The following is an 18749-nucleotide window of genomic DNA, read 5'->3' as shown; positions in this document are numbered from 1 at the left end:
GGCGTGCCGCACGGTCCCACGGTGAGGGCCGGGCGGTGGACCACGGAGAGGNCGATCGCGACCCGCGATCGGCCTCTTTCCGTGTGCGATGCCTCGAGCGGATCCCACCGATGCCGAGGACGTTTCAGGGCGAGGTCTTTACAGTCAGTCCAGACTGACTGTACGGTTCTCGTCATGCACAGCAACTCCGACGGAGATCCGGGGGAGGTCCTGATGACCACGTCGCAGGCAGACGACCGCGTGCTGGTCCGCAAGGACGGCCCGGTGACGATCGTGTCCATCAACCGTCCCGCGGTGCGCAACGCCGTCGACCGGCGCACCGCCGAGGCGCTGGCCGATGCCTTCCGCGCCTTCGACGCCGATCCCGATGCCGCAGTGGCGATCCTGACCGGCGAGGGCGGCACGTTCTGCGCCGGAGCCGATCTCAAGGCCGTCGCGGCGGGCGATCCGAACCGGTTCGCGCCCGACGGCGACGCCCCGATGGGGGTCTCCCGCCTGCGCCTGTCCAAGCCGGTGATCGCCGCGATCGCCGGGCACGCCGTGGCGGGCGGGCTCGAGCTCGCCCTCTGGGCGGACCTCCGGGTCGCCGACGACGACGCCGTCCTCGGGGTCTTCTGCCGTCGGTGGGGCGTACCGCTCATCGACGGTGGCACGGTCCGGCTTCCCCGCCTCATCGGCATGGGACACGCCATGGACCTGATCCTCACCGGCCGGGCCGTACCCGCCGAGGAGGCCCGGGCCATGGGCCTGGTCAATCGGATCGCACCCAGCGGAACGGCGCTGGAACATGCGCTCGCGCTGGCCCATGAGCTGACCCGCTTCCCCCAGACCTGCCTACGGGAGGACCGGCTGTCGACGCTCGAGCAGGAGGGCCTCACCGAGGCCGACGCGATGGCCAACGAGCACGAGCACGGCAGGACGTCTCTCCTGTCCGACACTCTCGCCGGTGCGACCCGCTTCGCCGACGGCGCGGGCAGGCACGGCAGCTTCACCGACCTGGGCACGACCACAGAGCAGGAGAACACCCTATGAGCACGCTGCAGGGAAAGACCGCGATCGTCAGCGGGTCCGGGCGCGGCATCGGCGCCGCGGTCGCGCACAAGCTCGCCGCCCACGGCGCGAACGTCGTGGTCAACGACCTCGACGAGGCGGTCGCGCAGGCGACCGCCGCCGAGATCGTCGCCGCCGGAGGCGCGGCAGTGGCGTGTCCGGGCGACGTCACCGGGGAGGGGTTCGCGCAACGCTTCGTCGGTACCGCCGTCGACTCCTTCGGCGGCCTGGACATCGTCGTCAACAACGCCGGATACACCTGGGACGGCGTGGTGCAGAAGATGGGCGACGAGCAGTGGGACGCCATCCTCGACGTGCACCTCAAGGCGCCCTTCCAGATCCTGCGGGCGGCTCAGCCGGTGATCAGCGCGGCCGCGAAGCGCGAGGCCGCCGAGGGGAACCCGGTGACGCGCAAGGTGGTCAACATCTCCTCGCTGGCCGGCCTCTACGGCAATGCGGGACAGGCGAACTACTCGGCGGGCAAGGCGGGGATCCTCGGCCTGACCAAGGCCATCGCCAAGGAGTGGGGCCGTTATCGGGTGACGGTGAACGCCGTGGCGTTCGGCCTGATCGAGACCCGCCTGACCAGTTCCACGGAGGACGCGAAGACCATCGAGATCGACGGCCGCGAGATCACGGTCGGTGTCAATCCGATGATTCGCCAAGCGGCGCAGCACATCGCGCCCCTCGGTCGGCTCGGGACGCCGGAGGAGGCCGCGGGCGCGGTGTACCTCCTGTGTCTGCCCGAGTCCGACTACATCACCGGCGAGGTGCTGGCCTGCAGCGGCGGCCTGGCCGGCTGAGGTCCTGGTACCCGGCGGTCGCGGTCGCGGACCCGGATCGATCACGAGAGGAGGCGTGCGACGATGGTGCCCCGGGCGCACCGCCGCCCGGCCCGACGAGCACACGGACAGGGGTGACGACCATGGCGGCGGCCCGCACGATCAACCCGGTCGAGATGCGCAAGCGCCTGATCGACGCCACCGTCACGGCCCTGGTCGAACACGGCTACGCGGGCACCACCACCCTGCGGGTCCAACAGATGGCCGGCGTCTCGCGAGGCGCACTGCTGCACCACTTCCCGAGCAAGTCGGCCCTGTTCGTGGCCGCGGTGCAGCGCGTCGCCGAGCAGCAGGACCTCGATGTGCGCGAAGCGCTGACCGCACCGCCGCCGGGGACCGATCGCATCACCTTCGCCGTCGACGTGCTGCGCACCGCGATGTCCGGGCCGCTCTACGTCGCCGGCTACGAGTTGTGGATGGCGGCGCGCACGGATCCTGAGCTGCGCGAGGTGCTCGTGCCGTACGAACGCACCGTCGGACGAGGGATCCGCGAACTCGGCGTCGAGGCCTTCGGACCGGAATACGCTCGACTGCCGGGCTTTCCGGTCGCCTTCGAGATGCTGCTGGAGCTCCTGCGCGGCCAGGCCCTCACCAGCGTGCTCCGCAGCGACGAGGACACCGAACGCCGGGTGCTGGCCGCGTGGGCGAGCGCGTTCCCCGCACTGTGCGCCCGCGCACCGTCGTAGACCGTCCCGGAGAGCGAGCGCGAGGCACGTCGGTCCACGCGGAATGCCGGCGGTCGAGAACCACGCGGTCTCGGCCGCGCCGCTGCCGGCTACCCGTCCGCCGTATCCTCGGCGCGGAGATCGTCGAGCATGACGGCCCACCGGTCGCACACCGTCGCGCGCCGCTGCGAGTCATCGTTGAGCATCGCCGCGAGTCCGAGCCCCCGCGCGGAATCGAGGAAGGCCTGCACCGTGGCGCGGACGGTGGCGTCGTTGCCGTTGAGACCGAGTCGTTCCACCAGCGCCCAGAACCCCCGCGCACCCACCTCGAGCTCCATCGCCGCCACCTGGGGCCGCAGGGCCGGATCGTCGGCGGCGGCCATACAGAGCTGCAGGCCCGCGGCGAAGTTGGTGCCGATGTGCATGTCCACGACGGCGCGCACGATCGCTCGTGTGCGGTCGGCCTCCTCCACGGCCGTGCCCTGCAACTCGACGATGTCCTGGATCCGGGACTCCAGGACATGCTTGACCGATGCCGTGAACAGTCCCTGGCGGTCCTTGAAGTGGTGCTGGATCGCACCCCGTGTGACGCCTGCTCGGCTCGCGACCGCGGCCACGCTGGCAGCCCGCCACCCCTGCGTCGCCAGGACTTCAGTGGCGGCCTCCACGATCGCGCGGTAGGTGTGCTCGCCGTTCTCGTTCCGGTGCGCACCGCGCGGACTCGAGACGCGGGGCATGGGTTCTCCTCAGTCCGACGGGAATGTCACTACATGTCTACGCTCAGACGCCCGTCCGCGCGTGAGACACACGGTAGGAAGTATCCCTCGTCGCGCTCCGCCTGCGACAAACCGGTCGACCTGTGGTCCGGCGCCCCATCGACGACCCGGACCACGCACGAGCGGCAGAAACCCTGTCGGCACGAGTACGTCGCGTCCGGCCTCGCGCGCAGCAACGCGGTCAGTGCGGTCTCGTCCGCGGCCACCCGGACCCGCTCATCCGTGCGCGCGAAGTGGAGCTCGAACGGCCGGCCGTCGACCACGGGAGCCGGGGAGAACCGCTCGTAGTGGAGCTCGACGTCGGGTCGCGCCGCCAGGTGCGCCCGGACGGCGTCGATCATCGGGGGCGGTCCGCACACGTACACCGCGCTCCGCGGCGGCAGCTCGCCCACGAGAGCGGCGGCCGCCGGCGCGGGGCCGCCGTCGTCGGTGAGCACCGTGACGCGGTCGCCGAACCGGCTCACCGCGTCGAGGAACGCCAAAGAATCGCGGTCACGTCCGGCGTACGCCATCGACCACGGAACGCCGAGGGATTCGAGTGCGGGGATCATCGGGTGGATCGGCGTGATGCCGATGCCCCCGGCGATCAGCCGTACGTGCGTCGTCCGCTGGCGGAAGCCACCGATCGCCAGCGGGAAGGCGTTGCGCGGAACGGATACCCGGAGGACCGTGCCCACCGTGACGTCGTCGTGGATCTCGCCCGATCCACCGTCGGCGCTGACCCTGCGCACCGCGATCCGATAGTCCTCGGTGTCGGCGGGATCACCGCAGAGCGAGTACTGCCGGATCCGGCCCGAGGGCAGGGTCACGTCGATGTGGGCACCGACCGACCAACGCACGGCGGCACCGTCGGTCGGCTCGAGCGCGAGGGCGATCACGCTCCCGTCCGGCGCCACGACCTCCCTCTGCACGACCCGGACCTCGCGCTGCCCGGCCCCTGCGGCACCGGCGCCGACGGCGGGCAACCGGAGCCGGGAGTCGATCCAGTTGACGGCCCGGTATCCGGTGGTGACGATGCGCAGGAAGGGATCCCGGCGGTAGCGCCCACGCAGATGGGGCGGGACCTGCGTCGCCATCGATGCCGGGCGGGCCCGGCGCAGCGCGGGCATCTCAGCTCGCCCGACGGGGCTCGATGGTGGCCAGGTACGACAGCGCCTGGGCCATGGACCCGGTGTCGTCGGGGCGGAACCCGGGGCGCAGGTAGTCCAGGGCCGAGCCCAGGATCGTCGTCAACGAGGGCAGCAACCCGCGGCGTCCGGCCCGGATCGCGTGCCAGAGGACCCGCAGGCGCGACTGCGGTGCCGCGGGGTCGTGCCGCACCAGGTACCAGATGAATCGGCATGAGAGCCACACGGTCAGCGGGAACGTCATCAGCATCGTGATCACCCGGCGGCTGTAGCGGGGGTCGAAGTACATCGCCACGTCGTAGGCGACGTTACGGTGCTCCATCTCCTCGGCTCCGTGCCAGCGGAACAGCGCCACCATGTTCGGGTCGGCACCGCGCTCGTCCCAGGCGCAGTTCAGGACGAAATGGCCGAGGAAGGCGGTGAAGTTCTCCAGCGCCGCGGTGACGGCGAGCCGGAAGACCAGGTGCCGGCGCGCCGCGCTCGCGTTGCGGAACTCGCGCTGCCCGAGCAGGCGGTCGAGGACGAACCTGGCCTGCTCGAGCAGCGGTTCCGGGTCGATGCCGTTCCGGAGGAAGAAGTCGTCGAGGGAATCCTCGTGCGCGTTGGCGTGCATCGTCTCCTGGCCGATGAAGCCGAGGACGTCCTCGCGGAGGCGGGCGTCCTCGATGTCCGGGAGGGCCTCGCGGAAGGCGGCGATGAAGAACCGCTCGACCTCGGGGAACAGGAGGTGGTAGGCACTGACGCAGTGCGACGCCGCCGGCTCTCCGGGAATCCAGTGCAGCGGCGTCTCGCTCAGGTCGAACTCGACCTCCCGCGCCTTGAGCTGCAGTGGGCCGATGTCGAGCGCGTCCATCGGGAAGCGCGGTCGCTTACGTGTGATCACGGGACGTACCTTTCAGATAGCCGAGAATGCAGCGCGAGATCGCGTCGGGCTGGTCGAGGTGCGCGAAGTGGCCGGAGTCCGGGACCACCACGCGTTCGCTGCCCGGCGGCAGGTGGTCGAGCGCGTGCGCGCTGGTGGAGGCGAGGCCGCAGGAGTCGTCCGCGCCCTGGATGAGGAGCGTGGGAACGGATCTCCTGGAACGCAGCAGGTTCCACTGCCGCGGCAGTTCGCTCCGGCGACGATGGAAGCACGGGTTCCACAGTGCGCGGTAGTAGCTGAACGCGGCCCGCCGCCGTCGCCGATCCGGCAGCGCCGCATGAGCGTTACCCCGCGCGTCCCGATCCGGGGAGTGCCGCCACGAGCTCCACAGGCGGTCGATCAGTCTGCGTCCCAGGAGGTCCGAGAGAAGCGGAACGTTCAGCACGGGCATGTACCAGCTGCGCGGGAGCTGGCGGATCGCGGCGCGGAGGTGCGCGGGGCGGCGCAGGGCGAGAATCGCCGGCAGCGGAGGGATCGCGATCAGGACGACCCGTTCGAACAGGTCGGGATGGGCGGCGGCCGTGGCATCGGCGATCGCGCCACCCCAGTCGTGCCCGATGAGGACCGCCCGCGCATCGCCGCCGGCCCAGCGGTGCACGGCGACCACGTCATCGATCAGGCTCAGCAGCGAGTAGTCGTCGTCCCGCGCCAGGCCGCTCGGGGCGTAACCACGCGTGAAGGGCGCCACCACGTACCGGCCGTGCGCGGCCAGCTCCGGCCCCAGCCGGTCCCACGTATGGGCGCTGTCCGGAAAGCCGTGGAGCAGCAGCACCAGCGGATCGCCGGGGGTCCCCCAGGTGAGCAGCCCCAGGTCGGCCGATGCGCGACGCACCGTAGCGACATCCGCGACGATCATCGCCACCACCTCCTTCGGACTTGAATATTCCCATGCACTGTTGCATGGTTTTAGTCGACAGGCCGAAGGGAAGTCAAGGTGGACATCCGATATCTGCAGCTAGATCCACCCTGAAACCCTGCCCTCGGCACCACCGCACTCCATGCATGCAAGCATGGCGATCGGAGACGACATGGCCCGCTACGACCTCCTCATCCGCGACGGCATCTGGTTCGACGGTGCCGGCAACAGTCCCCGTACCGCGGACATCGCGGTGCGCGACGGACGGGTCGTCGACATCAGTTCGAGCCCGTTGGAGCCGGCCGACGCCGATGAGGTGATCGACGCGCACGGCAAGTGGGTCATGCCCGGCTTCGTCGACACGCACACGCACTACGACGTCGAGATGCTGGTGGCCCCGGCACTGACCGAATCGGTGCGGCACGGCGTCACCACCGTGATCATCGGCAACTGCTCCCTCACCACGATCATGGCCTCGAACACCGAGTGCGCGGACATCTTCAGTCGGGTGGAGGCGGTCCCTCGGGACATCGTGATCGGCGCCCTCGACGAGCATCGGACGTGGTCCTCGCCGGCCGAGTACGCGAAGTCCGTCGATACCCTCAAACTCGGCCCCCACGTCGCCGCGTTCCTCGGCGGCTCGGACCTGCGCATCGCGACGATGGGCATGGACCGCGCCGTCGACGAGAAGGCGGTGCCCACCGCGGACGAGGTCGACGAGATGGTCCGGGCGCTCGAGGAGGCGCTGGACGCCGGATTCCTGGGGATGTCCGCGACGACCAACTGGATCGACAAGCTCGACGGTGACCTGTACCGCTCGCGCTCGCTGCCGACGACGTTCGTCAAGGGAAAGGAGTTCCGCCGCCTGAACTCGGTTCTCCGGCGTCGCGGCCGGATCCTGCAGTCGACGCCGGAGGTCTCCCTGACCCCGAACCTGCCGAAGTTCTTCCTGGCCGCGTCCAGCCTGCTGCACCGCAAGCGCCTCAAGGTCTCGCTGCTCGCGGCGGCGGACTCGAAAGCTTACCCGCCCCTGGTGTACTTCATGATGTACGGGGCACCGATCCTGAACCGACTGTTGCGCAGCGATTTCCAGTGGCAGCACCTACCCGTGCCGTTCACCGTCTACGCCGACGGCATCGATCTCGTGGTCTTCGAGGAGTTCGGTTCCGGGGCGGCGGCCCTCGACATCAAGGACGAGATCGAACGCAACGAGCTCCTCCAGTCCGAGGAGTACCGCCGCTGGTTCCGCCGCGACTACGAGAACAAGCTCTCCCCGAAGATCTGGCACCGCAATCTCTTCGACGCCACGATCATCTCCTGCCCGGAAGCGGATCTGAACGGCAAGAGCTTCGGTCAGGTCGGCCGTGAGCGCGGCATCCATCCCGTGGACGCCTTCCTCGATCTCGTCATCGAGCACGGGAAGGCGCTCCGCTGGCGCACGACCATCGCCAATCACCGGCCGAAGTACCTGGACAAGCTGGCACGGAACAAGAGCGTGCACATGGGATTCGGGGATGCCGGCGCCCACCTGCGCAACATGGCCTTCTACAACTACCACCTGCAGCTCCTCGCGCGGGTGCGAGCGGCGCAGGCCACGCGCAAGCCCTTCCTCTCGATCGAGCGCGCGATCCATCGGCTCACGGGCGAGCCCGCGGACTGGTACGGCCTCGACGCCGGACACCTCCGCCCGGGCGATCGCGCCGACATCGCGATCATCGATCCCGCGAGGCTGGACCATTCCGTGCACGAGCTCGACGAGGCCCCCGTCACCGAGTACGGCGGCCTGCGCCGCATGATCAACCGCGATGCCGGGGCAGTCTCCGCCACCGTCATCAGCGGGAAGGTGGTCTACCGCGACGGCGAGTTCGCCGAGGGGCTCGGTGACACCTGGGGCACGGGCGGCTTCCTCCCGGCGACGGCGGCGCAGTCCTGACGCTGCGGACGCGAGCGCGGCGCACCCGAGGGGTACAAGCGTCGCCCAACTGCGCCGCAAGCGGTGTGCAGGAACCTCATCGGCGAGGGCGCGGGGACCGTGCCGCACCTGATCACAGCAGGACCGGTAGGGCGTGAAGCTCGATGCCTTACACCGGGCACCACCTCGCCACACGATGGGAAGCCATGAACAAGTCCACTCGAATCGGCGCCGCGCTCGCCCTGTCCGTCCTGGCCGGCACCACTCTGGGCGCCACGGCGTCCGCGGAGACGATCACCTACGGTCGCGGCGCGAACTTCGAGTTCCGGGACCCGGGAGTGGGAACCACCGTCTACTTCACCCCCGGGCACCCCGCGCACAACGTCCGGCTCTGGGCGGAGAGCGAGGCCGGAAACCTCACGTTCAGCGTCCGGATGTTCGCGGGCGAGGAGATGGTGTGGTCCGCCGCCGATCAGTCGGATCGCGTCTACTTCGTGGGAAGCAACGTCACCAAGATCGAGATGTCGCGGGACTGCCTGTGCCCCGGTCGCAACGGAATCCAGGCACGCGGCTGAACAGCGGTGGACAGCTGTCGGTCGCGCGGATCACATCCCAGTGCGCGGAGCGCACCGGACCTGCGGCCCGAGATCCGCGCGGACCTGATGCGCGCGCTGCCCTCTTCAGTCCGCCGCAAGCGGGTGACAACAGGTAGCTGAGCGAAATACTTCCGCGTGGTGCTAAGCACACATACCGTCTGACTCCATGAGGTTGCCTATCGACGTGTCCGCCGCTCCGTCATCAGGTGCCGAAGTCACCGCCTTCGCCGTCGAAGACGCCGAGGAGCTGTGTGCAGCCCTCGCACATGAGCAGGTGTGGGCGCACATCCCAGGACCGCAGCCCAGGACACCCACAGAACTTCTCGCCATCTTCGCCGGCGACGCGGCGACCAGGCAGGTACTGGTAGTCCGAGCGCACGGCGGAGTGGTCGGTACATCGTCCTACTTCCTCGACCCGACCGACCCGCAGGGAGTGGAGATCGGAGCCACGCTCTACACCCCTTCTGAGTGGGGCTCGGGCGTCAACACGGTGGTCAAGGCGGCGATGCTCGGCGCAGCATTCGATGCGGGCGCGCAGTGGGTGCAGTTCCGCACGGATGAGCGCAACGGACGCTCCGCCGCAGCGATCCTCAAACTCCCCGGAGCAGTCGAGCGCTCCCCATTACTTGAGCCCGACAAGATCAGAAAGGACGGTAGCGTCCGCACCAGTCGGCTGTTCCGCATTCCTCGACCAGTGCAGTAGGTCAGGTCTCGGATGCCGCGGATCGACAGGTGGCGAGGAGCTTCGCTCCCTCGGGTGAACGGCGCGGTGGGGCAAACGTGGGGAAATGGCACGGGGCGAGCCCTACGACTCGCCCCGAGCCCCCTCCGACCTGCGGAGGGAACGCTATGGTATTCGAACATCAGTAGTGAGACGCAGCAACTTCTTGCCTCACACCCTGCGTCAGATTGAGCGAGGCGTGCCCAATTGCAGTGGCGAAATGCACCTGAAACCAGTCAGACATCGAGTAACAACCGATGCCTACGGAGCGGTACAGATTCACACCTTCTGCTAGGTCGTCTCAGGGTCACTTTCCTGAATAGACAGAAGGAATCCCTCGCTGCGCTTCTCCAGGAGTACCCAGTAGTCGATGTAGCTCGTCGCCCTGAGAATTCCATTCATCGGCCCCCACTTCAGGACAGTAGGCACGTTGTTCTGACCAGATATTCGAGCTGTGTTATGGTCGATCCGAAACGTCATGTCGCCCAAATCTTGGTCGCCTAGCATCACTCGAATCGAAATCTCAGCGAACTCCTGGCCCGGAACCTTATCATCGTCGTGCCAATCGCAATCGCCGAAAAATTCGTCCCGGAAGAAAGACTTGTGATCAATGCTATGTCGCGCTTTCGACAGTCGCAGGTTGCCCGTAGGCGAGGTATTCGAGGGCGTCTGTTGGGCATCCGTACGAGCGAGCCTCTTTGACCACCTCATCTGCACGGGACCCAAGTTCGACTTGGGTCCCGCAGCCTTCCCCTTCTCGCCAACAAGGCTACGCCCCCTGCTCCTCGCGCCCCTCTTCGGCGAAGAGCTCTTGGCGAAAACCGGGTGTCGCTCCGCAGGTTCTATGCCAGCTGATCCTGAAGACTCATGGAAAGACTCCTCACCGATTTGATAGCGAGGGTCTTCGACCAATTTCTCCAAGAGCTGCGGTGTCAGTTCTCTGTAACAGTCTCGATCTTCACGAATCTTGTCCAGCCACGTATTTAAGTCCGCTCCGACCTCTACGTCGGCAGCATCGAGCGCTACCTTAACGCCTGCCTCATAGTTGAAGTGCACCCCTCCGGCAGTCAAGTTGTTGGACCCCAGATACAGGAGACGTCTTTCTCCGCAACTCGCGATGTATACCTTAGGGTGAAATGTTCGGCTTGACGGGTCATGGAATACACCGACGCGGTCAGCCACGTCCATCGCCAGCTCAAGCCCCTGTCGTGTAGCGCCCCCTTCATCGATGCCCACGACGAGCTCCACTGAACCGCCGCTCTCGCGGATGCGCTCGAAGCAGGGACGCGCCAACGTCAGCCCGGCTTTCCTTGCCCACGCAGTGACACAGACCAGGTGAACGGGCCCATCGGCCCAGTCAGTGATCTCTTCGAAGTAGTCGTCTAGGTTGCGGCCGGTTGACCACGGCTGGCCATGGAAGGTTAGGTGCACCTAGACATTCTGACGCAACCGCCCGACACTTTTGTCGTGGAGTCGCTTCTGACACCGACACCTGACACAATCGGCCTGGTGAAGACCTATGACGAGGTGAGCGCTTCCAAGCTGCGCGGCGGGTTCTACACTCCTGATGCACTCGTAGACCTGTGCCTAGATCGAGCGCTGGAGCTGGCCGACGGACGGTCTGAGCTGACGGTGCTGGAGCCATCCGCAGGTGACGGAGCGTTCATTCGCGGGCTCGCACGCCATCATGCAGGTCGGCTCGTAGCCCACGTGTACGCGAGCGAGTTGGTGCCAGAGGAAGCCTCCAAGTCGCGCAGCGCCCTCGAACAGGCCAGCCTCGAGGGAACAGTACGATCGGGGAGCTATCTTCAACATCGTGCTCTACGTGATTACGACGTCGCAATTGGCAATCCGCCATTCTTGCGGTTTCAATTCGTTGCTGATGCGGACGTCGCCGCTTCACGCAACCTCGCAGTGGGTGATACGCCGATAGGTAGAGTGTCCAACCTTTGGATTCCGGTATTTCTCAAGGCGCTCTCAGAGCTCACTGACGGGGGTGCCTTCTCGTTCGTCGTTCCGGCCGAGTTCTTGACAGGAGTCTCTGCCAAAGTCGTTCGTACCTATCTTGTTCAGCGCACCGATCGGCTTCGTATCGACCTCTTCGGCGCGCGCTCATTTCCGAACGTTCTCCAAGAAGTGGTTATCCTCAGTGGGCGTGTTTCATCACAGCTCGCTGGTGAGTGTAAGGTGGAGGTTTACGACCATATAATCCGCGAATCATGGACACACCTAGTCGACGCAACGCCGCCGACCTGGACCCATCTACTGCTTCGCCCGAGTCATGTCGATGCGATTTCGCACATACAGACGCTTAGTAAACTCAAGAGATTTGGCGACGTCGCAAAACTCGGAGTAGCTACCGTAACCGGAGCCAATGACTTCTTTTCTGTTACGGACGACATCGTAATCCAGTATCATCTCCAAAACTGGACACTGCCACTACTGGCGCGGGCGAGACAAGCGAAGGGTCTTCGTCTGACCGATGAGGACATCGAAGAAAATCGTCTTCGTGGGCTTCCTGCAAGAATTCTTGACTTTAGCGAAGCACGGCAGACTCCGGAAGGTAGCGCACACGCTTCCGCGTACATCGAGATAGGCGAGGAACGTGAGCTGCACAAGCGATACAAGTGCAGGATCCGCTCTCCCTGGTACCGGGTACCGATCGTTAAGCCTGGCACAGTTCTTCTCTCCAAACGCTCCCACCTCTATCCGCGTCTCATCGCAAACGACGCACTGGCGGTAACAACAGACACCATTTACCAAGGTTCGCCCCTCCCTGCCTACGTTGGACGCGAGCATGACATAGTGGCTTCATTTCACAACACATTCACGTTACTGAGCGCAGAAATTGCGGGACGCAGCTTCGGCGGAGGAGTGCTGGAGCTCGTTCCGTCCGAAGTCGCTTCGTTATTGTTACCTCTAGCTCCTGTTGACGAGTCTACTTTTTCGCGTCTCGATACCTTGGTGCGCGAATTGCACGGGCAAGACAGCGAGGAGCTCGTCGAGATCACCGACGAACTTGTAACGAGCGATATTCCGGAGCTCGCGGGAGAGCTCCTAGACTCAGCGCGTTCCGCACGCGAGCTCTTGCTACGGCGTCGTCTCGACCGAGCTGCATCTACCTAAATGTAGCGGTCTTCATTTGCTGTCGAGCTAGACAGATGCAGGCATTCTCTCAGATACATACGCAAAGCTCTGGGGTGGCACACCACTTGGCAGCAGTTCGCCCAACGCGATAGGCGTGTCCAAAGGAAGGAAGGACTCGATAACCAGGCCTACTGCGGTTTTATGATGTTTATAGTAGGCATCATATGCCCGCTTATCTATACACCCATCAGCGCCGTACCGACGCCACATCAGACGTGGAGACAACTCGACTACTTCACGAATCTGAAAAGTTCCCACGACCGCTTGCACCGGTGACGTCGCATAAACCCACACGGTCAATATATCTGGCGCAAGTCGCCGCTTCCGAAACTCGATCCTCTTCTTCCCAGACATGATCGCGGCTGCGTACTGCGGATGAATAGACATCACTGCGGCACGTTGAGAAATTGACGTATCCAATTCAAGCCCTCTCCCTTGACCTCGGCAATAGTTTGCGGGGGCTGTCGTAAAACTCCCGCCGCCTTCAGCTCTCCGAGTCCGATCTCATCTTCAAGTAGCCTGTCCTGGCGGAACAGGATCACCAGTGCACCGTTCTGATGCTGGCATAGGGCTCTGACATCTTCGTGGCTATACACGGTCCTGCCGCCTGTGAGACTCAGCACTTCATCATGATTCCAGCTTCTGAGAGTGGACTCGACGACACCTACCGCCATCACTGTCTGTAGGGTGCCGGACTGGTAGAAGAGGAGGACATCACCTCTTCGAATCTTCTCGATGTTCGAGTTCGCGATATACGCCTTCCGAAGCGCATTGCCCCATGGGTGCGTCGAAAGCGGAGGACCGAGCTTAAGTTGCTCACCGACCCTCTCACGATAGATTGATTCAGGAAACAGCTGTTCGTGCCACGTCGGCCGAATCGGCACAATGAAGAACTTCGACTTCGGCGATATTGCAGACGGGGCGAACCGTCGATGATACTCGAACGCATCGAGGCTGTTTTCGTCACCCGGGAGCGGTTCGTAATACTTCGCCGCGACCAACTCGCCCTTCCCGGAGGAAGTCGCAACAACCTCAAATCCAAATTCTTTAAGAAAGGAGACCAGGTCAGGATGAGATGGTAGTATCTCAACGTAGCTGCTCGCTACTCCATCTAGACGTTGAGACAACATCACCGCCTTCAGCAAGAGCTCGCCGTAACGGCTACCGCGATGTTTGGACATGACCTTGAATGTCGATATCTTCGAGACAGGATCCTTGAGCGCCGCATACTCGCAGTCATCTTCCCGTTTCTTAATAATGGCGATCGCCGCATATGTGCCGTCGTCGTCCTTGATGACTAAACAGCGTCGATCTTCAAAACCTTTCTGAACCTTTTCCGAAAGCCACGTGTCGAAACCGTCATATTCGAGACGGAGGCTATCAAATATTTCCTGGTCCTTGTCTAAGGCATAGGCCACAATCTCATCGACCATCGGAGGTGGGGGTACGACCCCCGGCTCCAGATCGGCAAGCAAAGCCGCGGCGTCTGCAACCGTCAGAACATAGTCAGCAAGTCCTGCTCGGGCGGCTCGTTTTCTGAGCAGCCTGTCGTCTGTGACGAGGTGATGTACCGCGCCTGCGGCCAGTGCCGCGAGAATCCGCAGGTCACGATGATCGTTCGTGCCTACCTTACTGTCACCGGCTGCGGCCCGCAGAGCCGCACTGATTGGTGCTTCGTCCAGGGTTAGATACTTCGCAAACTCAGCGAGACGCTGGGTCGCCCTGTCTCTATTCAGCCCCTCGCTTAGCTCATCACGACTGGCTGGATGCAGGTAGACCTTATGCTCTTGCTTGGCAGCGAGACGGACGAACTCCGCTGCGGGAGCTTGACCCGGCTCGATTGACCCCGCGTACGGCTCAAGCGCGATAAAGACGTTGGTATCGATAAGGAAGCGTCGAGCGCCACCCTGCGTCTCATCACCCCCAGCCGTCACAGTGGCAGTATGTCGCACCAGTAGCGTCCGGTTGTCACACCACGCCGAGCGATCCGAGCTTTCTGTTCATCGCGCCGAGATGCTCTGCGCGACATCCTCAAGCGAGGTACCCAGCGCCTCCACCACATGCTTCAGCTCGATCACGTCCAGCCGTCGCTCACCGGACTCGTACTTCGATACGAACGACTGTGGCTCGCCGAGCCGCTCGGCCACTTGCACCTGGGTGAGGCCAGCATCGATCCGCAGCTGCCTCAGCAGCGCACAGAGACGCTGGTACTCGGCGGTATGGATCGACTTCTCCACACAGGTCAGCCCACCTTGCGCCCGTCAGTATCCCAATTTAGGATATTTCTACGCGTCCCAGTTCGGCGGGCGCACCCATCGGCAGGAGGTGAAGACCATGGGAGGCGGCGGCAACGTAGTACTCGGTGGCGGCGGGAACTGACCCGTAGGCGTCACGTACGGCGGCGGTGCACCCAGGTGGGTGTGCCGCCGCTTCTATCTATCCAAACCATGAGCTATTTGTTACACTAAATTTGAATATGCAAGACCTGCTCAACCGAATCGTGCACGTCAAACGCCTGCTTCTGGCGATAGTGCTCATAGTGGCCTCGATCAGCGTAGCGTGGTTCAGCACCTTGGTCGACCACACTCCCGCGCTTGTGGCCCTCCGCGGATTCGTCTGGGCAGAGACGGCAGCAGGGCTCTTCGGTGCGGCGCTCGCCATCCTGATCGACGCGCAGATGAGCCGCGACAAGGACGCAGCCGACGACGAGCGGTTCCGCCGGATACTCCGCGAAGAGGCACCCGAGATGCGCCGCGCGGTCATCGAAGGGTTCGCCTTCGAGCCTGCCGAACTGGCACGGGTCGCAACGCCGGCCACCCTCGACACGATCATTGAGAACAGTTTGGCGATCCGGCTCGAGGACGAACAGTTCGCTCGTGAGCTGTACCAAGACATCCGTGACCAAGCCGTGCAATCCACCGAACGTTGGTTCGAAACACGGGTGTCACTCCATCTATCGCCACTAGGTATACCTAGTGGGGGGGNCAAAGGCCGCCCCACGCCGACGACGCCGATGTTCGTCGTCACCACCACATGGGAGTACACAGTCGTACCCGCACACGCCGTCCGTCACTTCACGTGCGTGTCAGACGAGAGCGCCTACCGCGATGCGGTCGAAGACGGCGGCAACACGTCAGCGTGGTACTTCCGGCCGGACGGGCAGATCGACGGCGGGGATCGTGAAGCGTTCGAGCTGGTGCGCTTCACCGTCGACGGCGAGGAACGGTCGATCCGTCGCAGCACCCATGGCCGCAGCCAGACGTACACGGTAGAACTCGGCGAAGCAGCCGTTGAACGACGAGCGCCCGTGGTCGTCTCGTACACCTACCGCACGCTTACGCGGCAGCACGGACACCTGCTGAACATCGACATCGAACAGCCCAGCCGTGGGCTGGCAGTGGAGCTGGACTACACGGACGCTCCGATCGAGCAGGTGAGGGTGCTGCCGTTCTTCCCGAGCAGCAAGCGGCCACGGTTCATGAGTATGCCCGAGACGGTGCCCGACCGCACAGTGTCTGTCGCGCTGGATGGGTGGTTGATGCCGGATTCTGGGGTGGCGATGGTGTGGGTGCTCGCGAACGAACGAGGCCGTGACCAGCCAAATTAGGCGACCTACGCGACGACCGCTGTCGTATTCGGCGCGGTCCCTTCGTGACTGTCAGTGGTGCCGCGTAACCTCTAGTACCAGGTGGAACTCCGGTAGCTATATGCAGAATAGTGTATAATTATACCGTTATATAGTTAATGGAGAATCGCCTACCATGGAAAGAGGACATCACACCCAACGGGAGCAGTCCATGCCAACACCAACTCTAGAGTCGCCGATCGTTGAAGAACTCAGCGACGAGGAGCGCTACAACAGAGCGTACGTCGCCGCCGACAACCTCATGCGCGACAGCCGGTACGACCCGATCGAGAACCCGGCCCAGCTAGCGGAAGCCATCGCAACCGCTGATCCGCGAATTGGGTACAACCACGCACTCACGGTAGTACTGTCGCTGGACGACAACTAAGTCAAGCGACTCGGGGAGGGCGACCAGTGACAGATGATGCAGCGTCGAATAACAGGTCGCTCTCCTCGCCTGACAAAGATACACGGTCTGTCTACGAACGCGACTTAGACCGCCTCTTGTACACACTCTATTTTCGCAGATTATCCGGAATTACTCAGGTTGCATCGCTATCCGTCGCGGAGTCCGGCGAGTACGGACTAGTGCACAATCGTCTGACTCATTCTTTGAAAGTCGGACAGGTCGCACGTCGGATGACACAGTACCTCCTCACCCGTAGTCGAGATCAATTCGCGGCCGAACTCGACTACGAGTCCGTAGTACTCAATCTTGACCCCGATGTCGCCGAGTTTGCCGGCCGAGCTCATGACATTGGGCACCCACCGTTCGGTCATCTTGGCGAGAAGGTACTTAGCAAGCTAGCTGAAACGCATGGCCTCGAAGACGGCTTCGAGGGGAACGCTCAGACATTTAGAGTACTCACGTCACTGGCGCGGAGGCGTCCCGTACGCCCGAAGGCGACCGACGATGACGAAGATTTCGACCCCATGATATCACTTGAGCTGACAGACAAGTCGCTCGCATCCACCGTGAAATATCCTTTCGCCATTGGTCAGGGCCCAAAAGACAAAAATGAAGCTGGAAAGTTTGGCTATATCGCCCCGGATTCCCGGTACTTTCAAGCGAAGGTTCAGCCTCTGCTCAACGGGGCAAGGCCGACGCTCGAAGCGCAGATTATGGACTGGGCCGACGACATCACCTACGCCACTCATGACATCGAAGACTTCGGTGCAAATGGGCGCATCCCCCTCAGCCTGCTGAGGCACGACAGTGCACTTAAGCCCGTGAGTTGGGAAGAAGTCGAGGAGTTCAAGAATTACGCTCAAATCAAGCTCTCCAAAAAGAATATCGATTTCCCCGAAAGCTTCAAACTGTTTCGCAAGTTACTTCTTCACCTCCCCGCACGCATAGTCCCAGGAAGCGCTGACACGGCTGCATCACTGGGGCGAATGACATCGCGAATAATCACTCAGGCAACCGACAAAACCACCATCGACTCCGATGGCAATCTCGATCCCAACCGTACATGGGTAGGTGCGATCGAAATACTCAAGCTCTTAACCTGGTACTACGTAATAGACGACCCTGATCTCGTCCGAATTCAGCGGGGACAGAAGCGGCGGCTTACAGCCGTGGCTGAGGAATTGGCGGCATGGACTGCCGAAGTCACCAAGGAAACTAAGAGCGGTGAGAGCTACATCCTGCGACGACGGCTACCTCAGCAATTAGGTGACTTGGTTGTCAGTTACGCGAAGGCCAACAACGGCCGGGGGCTATATCCGGACAACCCACGGGGGTCAATGGGACGCGCAGTTATTGATTTCGTCGCATCAATGACTGAGAACGACGTCGAATCCTACTATCACGATATGTGCCGCTGAGAATGATCCGTGCAGCTCACCAGTCCCACGGCGAGGAAGGCTTCCAGTCTTCAGGATTCTCCCACCTTGAGACAGGGGTGTCAGCCAGGTTCTCATTGTTGAATCTCTTATCTGACGTGACCTCGCGGTAAGCCCATTTTGGCACTGGAAGCTCGCGTAGCGCGTTTAAATCGTCCTCGTCTGGACCTTTACCAGCTTCCAGTTCTGCAATGAGCAATCCCTCGTTTTCATCGAGGAACTCGTCAATGTCCCATGTCTGCTCCGTTTCCGGATCGATAACATGGTACCTCCTTTTGCGGATGACAAAATCGCTGCGCGAGACTATCTCTCGTGCGAAAGCAACAGTTGTGTTGACCTCGTACTCTTCGCGCTCATCGCCGATTCGTGGCCCTTTCGCTGTCACCACCCCCTGTCTATCGACGAGGGAATGTTCACCAGCGTCTCGCACTGGATCCTGGATCACGCGCGCCCGGATGGCATACCCGTCTATAGCCCAGACATATCCTTGTTCAATATACTCCCAAGGCGCCTGTCGAATAATCGATTTGTCTTCCACGATGAAGCGCCGTTCGCGCTCGTAGTGCGGCTTGTCCATCTCCGTTGCACCCTAATTCTCTTCATGCAGACGAAAGGATGTGACTACTGTCACTCCCTCCTGTGACGATAGCGTGCAGCTCGCTGCT

General features: G+C 63.3%; 18 protein-coding genes. 9 read left to right on the top strand and 9 right to left on the bottom strand.

Annotated features, from left to right (window positions below; all coding sequences use genetic code 11):
- The first annotated feature begins 213 nt into the window (after positions 1 to 213).
- From ACNAYW_RS01005 to ACNAYW_RS00995, 3 genes are all read left to right on the top strand, one after another.
- Complete coding sequence (locus ACNAYW_RS01005) at positions 214 to 1032, top strand: crotonase/enoyl-CoA hydratase family protein (RefSeq protein WP_415848205.1); 819 nt, start codon at positions 214 to 216, stop codon at positions 1030 to 1032.
- The gene (locus ACNAYW_RS01000) at positions 1029 to 1853 is read left to right on the top strand and encodes an SDR family NAD(P)-dependent oxidoreductase (protein ID WP_415847896.1); all 825 of its coding nucleotides are present in this window, start codon (positions 1029 to 1031) and stop codon (positions 1851 to 1853) included. Before ACNAYW_RS01005 ends, ACNAYW_RS01000 begins: the two co-directional genes overlap by 4 nt.
- Positions 1854 to 1975: 122 nt before the next feature.
- A complete protein-coding gene (locus ACNAYW_RS00995; protein ID WP_415848204.1) occupies positions 1976 to 2578 on the top strand; it encodes a TetR/AcrR family transcriptional regulator in 603 nt (200 codons plus the stop codon).
- A gap of 89 nt (positions 2579 to 2667) precedes the next feature.
- Here ACNAYW_RS00995 and ACNAYW_RS00990 read toward each other — a convergent pair whose 3' ends face one another.
- Genes ACNAYW_RS00990 through ACNAYW_RS00975 form a run of 4 tightly spaced genes read right to left on the bottom strand, consistent with a single transcriptional unit; the run spans position 2668 to position 6238 of the window.
- Positions 2668 to 3294, bottom strand: coding sequence for a TetR/AcrR family transcriptional regulator (locus ACNAYW_RS00990; RefSeq protein ID WP_415847895.1), 627 nt, complete (start codon positions 3292 to 3294; stop codon positions 2668 to 2670).
- A 29-nt stretch (positions 3295 to 3323) separates the two neighbouring features.
- Complete coding sequence (locus ACNAYW_RS00985; protein ID WP_415847894.1) at positions 3324 to 4442, bottom strand: PDR/VanB family oxidoreductase; 1119 nt, start codon at positions 4440 to 4442, stop codon at positions 3324 to 3326.
- A gap of 1 nt (position 4443) precedes the next feature.
- Positions 4444 to 5343 (bottom strand): metal-dependent hydrolase, encoded by a 900-nt coding sequence (locus tag ACNAYW_RS00980; RefSeq protein ID WP_415847893.1) that lies wholly within the window; start codon positions 5341 to 5343, stop codon positions 4444 to 4446.
- Positions 5330 to 6238, bottom strand: a complete 909-nt coding sequence (locus ACNAYW_RS00975; RefSeq protein ID WP_415847892.1) for an alpha/beta fold hydrolase — start codon at positions 6236 to 6238, stop codon at positions 5330 to 5332. The genes ACNAYW_RS00980 and ACNAYW_RS00975 overlap by 14 nt, the downstream gene beginning before the upstream one ends.
- A 172-nt stretch (positions 6239 to 6410) precedes the next feature.
- Between ACNAYW_RS00975 and ACNAYW_RS00970 the strand changes: the two genes are divergently transcribed.
- The 3 genes from ACNAYW_RS00970 (at position 6411) to ACNAYW_RS00960 (ending at position 9449) form a co-directional block, all read left to right on the top strand.
- The gene (locus ACNAYW_RS00970; protein WP_415848203.1) at positions 6411 to 8171 is read left to right on the top strand and encodes an N-acyl-D-amino-acid deacylase family protein; all 1761 of its coding nucleotides are present in this window, start codon (positions 6411 to 6413) and stop codon (positions 8169 to 8171) included.
- A 185-nt stretch (positions 8172 to 8356) separates the two neighbouring features.
- A complete protein-coding gene (locus ACNAYW_RS00965; protein ID WP_415847891.1) occupies positions 8357 to 8725 on the top strand; it encodes a hypothetical protein in 369 nt (122 codons plus the stop codon).
- 187 nt (positions 8726 to 8912) lie between these two features.
- On the top strand, positions 8913 to 9449 hold the full coding sequence (locus ACNAYW_RS00960) for a GNAT family N-acetyltransferase (RefSeq protein WP_415847890.1): 537 nt from the start codon (positions 8913 to 8915) through the stop codon (positions 9447 to 9449).
- A 309-nt stretch (positions 9450 to 9758) separates the two neighbouring features.
- On the opposite strand, the gene ACNAYW_RS00955 is transcribed toward ACNAYW_RS00960, so the two are convergent.
- The gene (locus tag ACNAYW_RS00955; RefSeq protein WP_415847889.1) at positions 9759 to 10898 is read right to left on the bottom strand and encodes a hypothetical protein; all 1140 of its coding nucleotides are present in this window, start codon (positions 10896 to 10898) and stop codon (positions 9759 to 9761) included.
- A gap of 78 nt (positions 10899 to 10976) precedes the next feature.
- Here ACNAYW_RS00955 and ACNAYW_RS00950 point away from each other — a divergent pair, with 78 nt between their 5' ends.
- Positions 10977 to 12593, top strand: a complete 1617-nt coding sequence (locus tag ACNAYW_RS00950; RefSeq protein WP_415847888.1) for an Eco57I restriction-modification methylase domain-containing protein — start codon at positions 10977 to 10979, stop codon at positions 12591 to 12593.
- 27 nt (positions 12594 to 12620) lie between these two features.
- On the opposite strand, the gene ACNAYW_RS00945 is transcribed toward ACNAYW_RS00950, so the two are convergent.
- The 3 genes from ACNAYW_RS00945 to ACNAYW_RS00935 all read right to left on the bottom strand — a co-directional run bounded on the left by ACNAYW_RS00945 (position 12621) and on the right by ACNAYW_RS00935 (position 14851).
- Entirely contained in the window at positions 12621 to 13001 is a 381-nt protein-coding gene (locus ACNAYW_RS00945; protein WP_415847887.1) for an ASCH domain-containing protein, read from the bottom strand.
- Positions 13001 to 14548, bottom strand: a complete 1548-nt coding sequence (locus ACNAYW_RS00940) for a GNAT family N-acetyltransferase (RefSeq protein ID WP_415847886.1) — start codon at positions 14546 to 14548, stop codon at positions 13001 to 13003. Before ACNAYW_RS00940 ends, ACNAYW_RS00945 begins: the two co-directional genes overlap by 1 nt.
- A 66-nt stretch (positions 14549 to 14614) precedes the next feature.
- Entirely contained in the window at positions 14615 to 14851 is a 237-nt protein-coding gene (locus ACNAYW_RS00935; protein ID WP_415847885.1) for a helix-turn-helix domain-containing protein, read from the bottom strand.
- 1560 nt (positions 14852 to 16411) lie between these two features.
- On the opposite strand from ACNAYW_RS00935, the gene ACNAYW_RS00930 reads away from it, so the two are divergent.
- On the top strand, positions 16412 to 16627 hold the full coding sequence (locus ACNAYW_RS00930) for a hypothetical protein (RefSeq protein ID WP_415847884.1): 216 nt from the start codon (positions 16412 to 16414) through the stop codon (positions 16625 to 16627).
- A 26-nt stretch (positions 16628 to 16653) separates the two neighbouring features.
- Positions 16654 to 18066: a dGTP triphosphohydrolase gene (gene dgt / locus ACNAYW_RS00925; RefSeq protein WP_415847883.1), complete on the top strand. Its 1413-nt coding sequence runs from the start codon at positions 16654 to 16656 to the stop codon at positions 18064 to 18066.
- A gap of 16 nt (positions 18067 to 18082) precedes the next feature.
- Here dgt and ACNAYW_RS00920 read toward each other — a convergent pair whose 3' ends face one another.
- Entirely contained in the window at positions 18083 to 18661 is a 579-nt protein-coding gene (locus ACNAYW_RS00920) for a CYTH domain-containing protein (RefSeq protein ID WP_415847882.1), read from the bottom strand.
- Between the last annotated feature and the right edge of the window lie 88 nt (positions 18662 to 18749).

It is taken from the genome of Tsukamurella ocularis (assembly GCF_965138335.1).
GTDB lineage: Bacteria > Actinomycetota > Actinomycetes > Mycobacteriales > Mycobacteriaceae > Tsukamurella > Tsukamurella ocularis_A.
The sequence above is the reverse complement of the archived record's forward strand: the minus strand, read 5'-3'. Positions and strand labels throughout refer to the sequence as shown.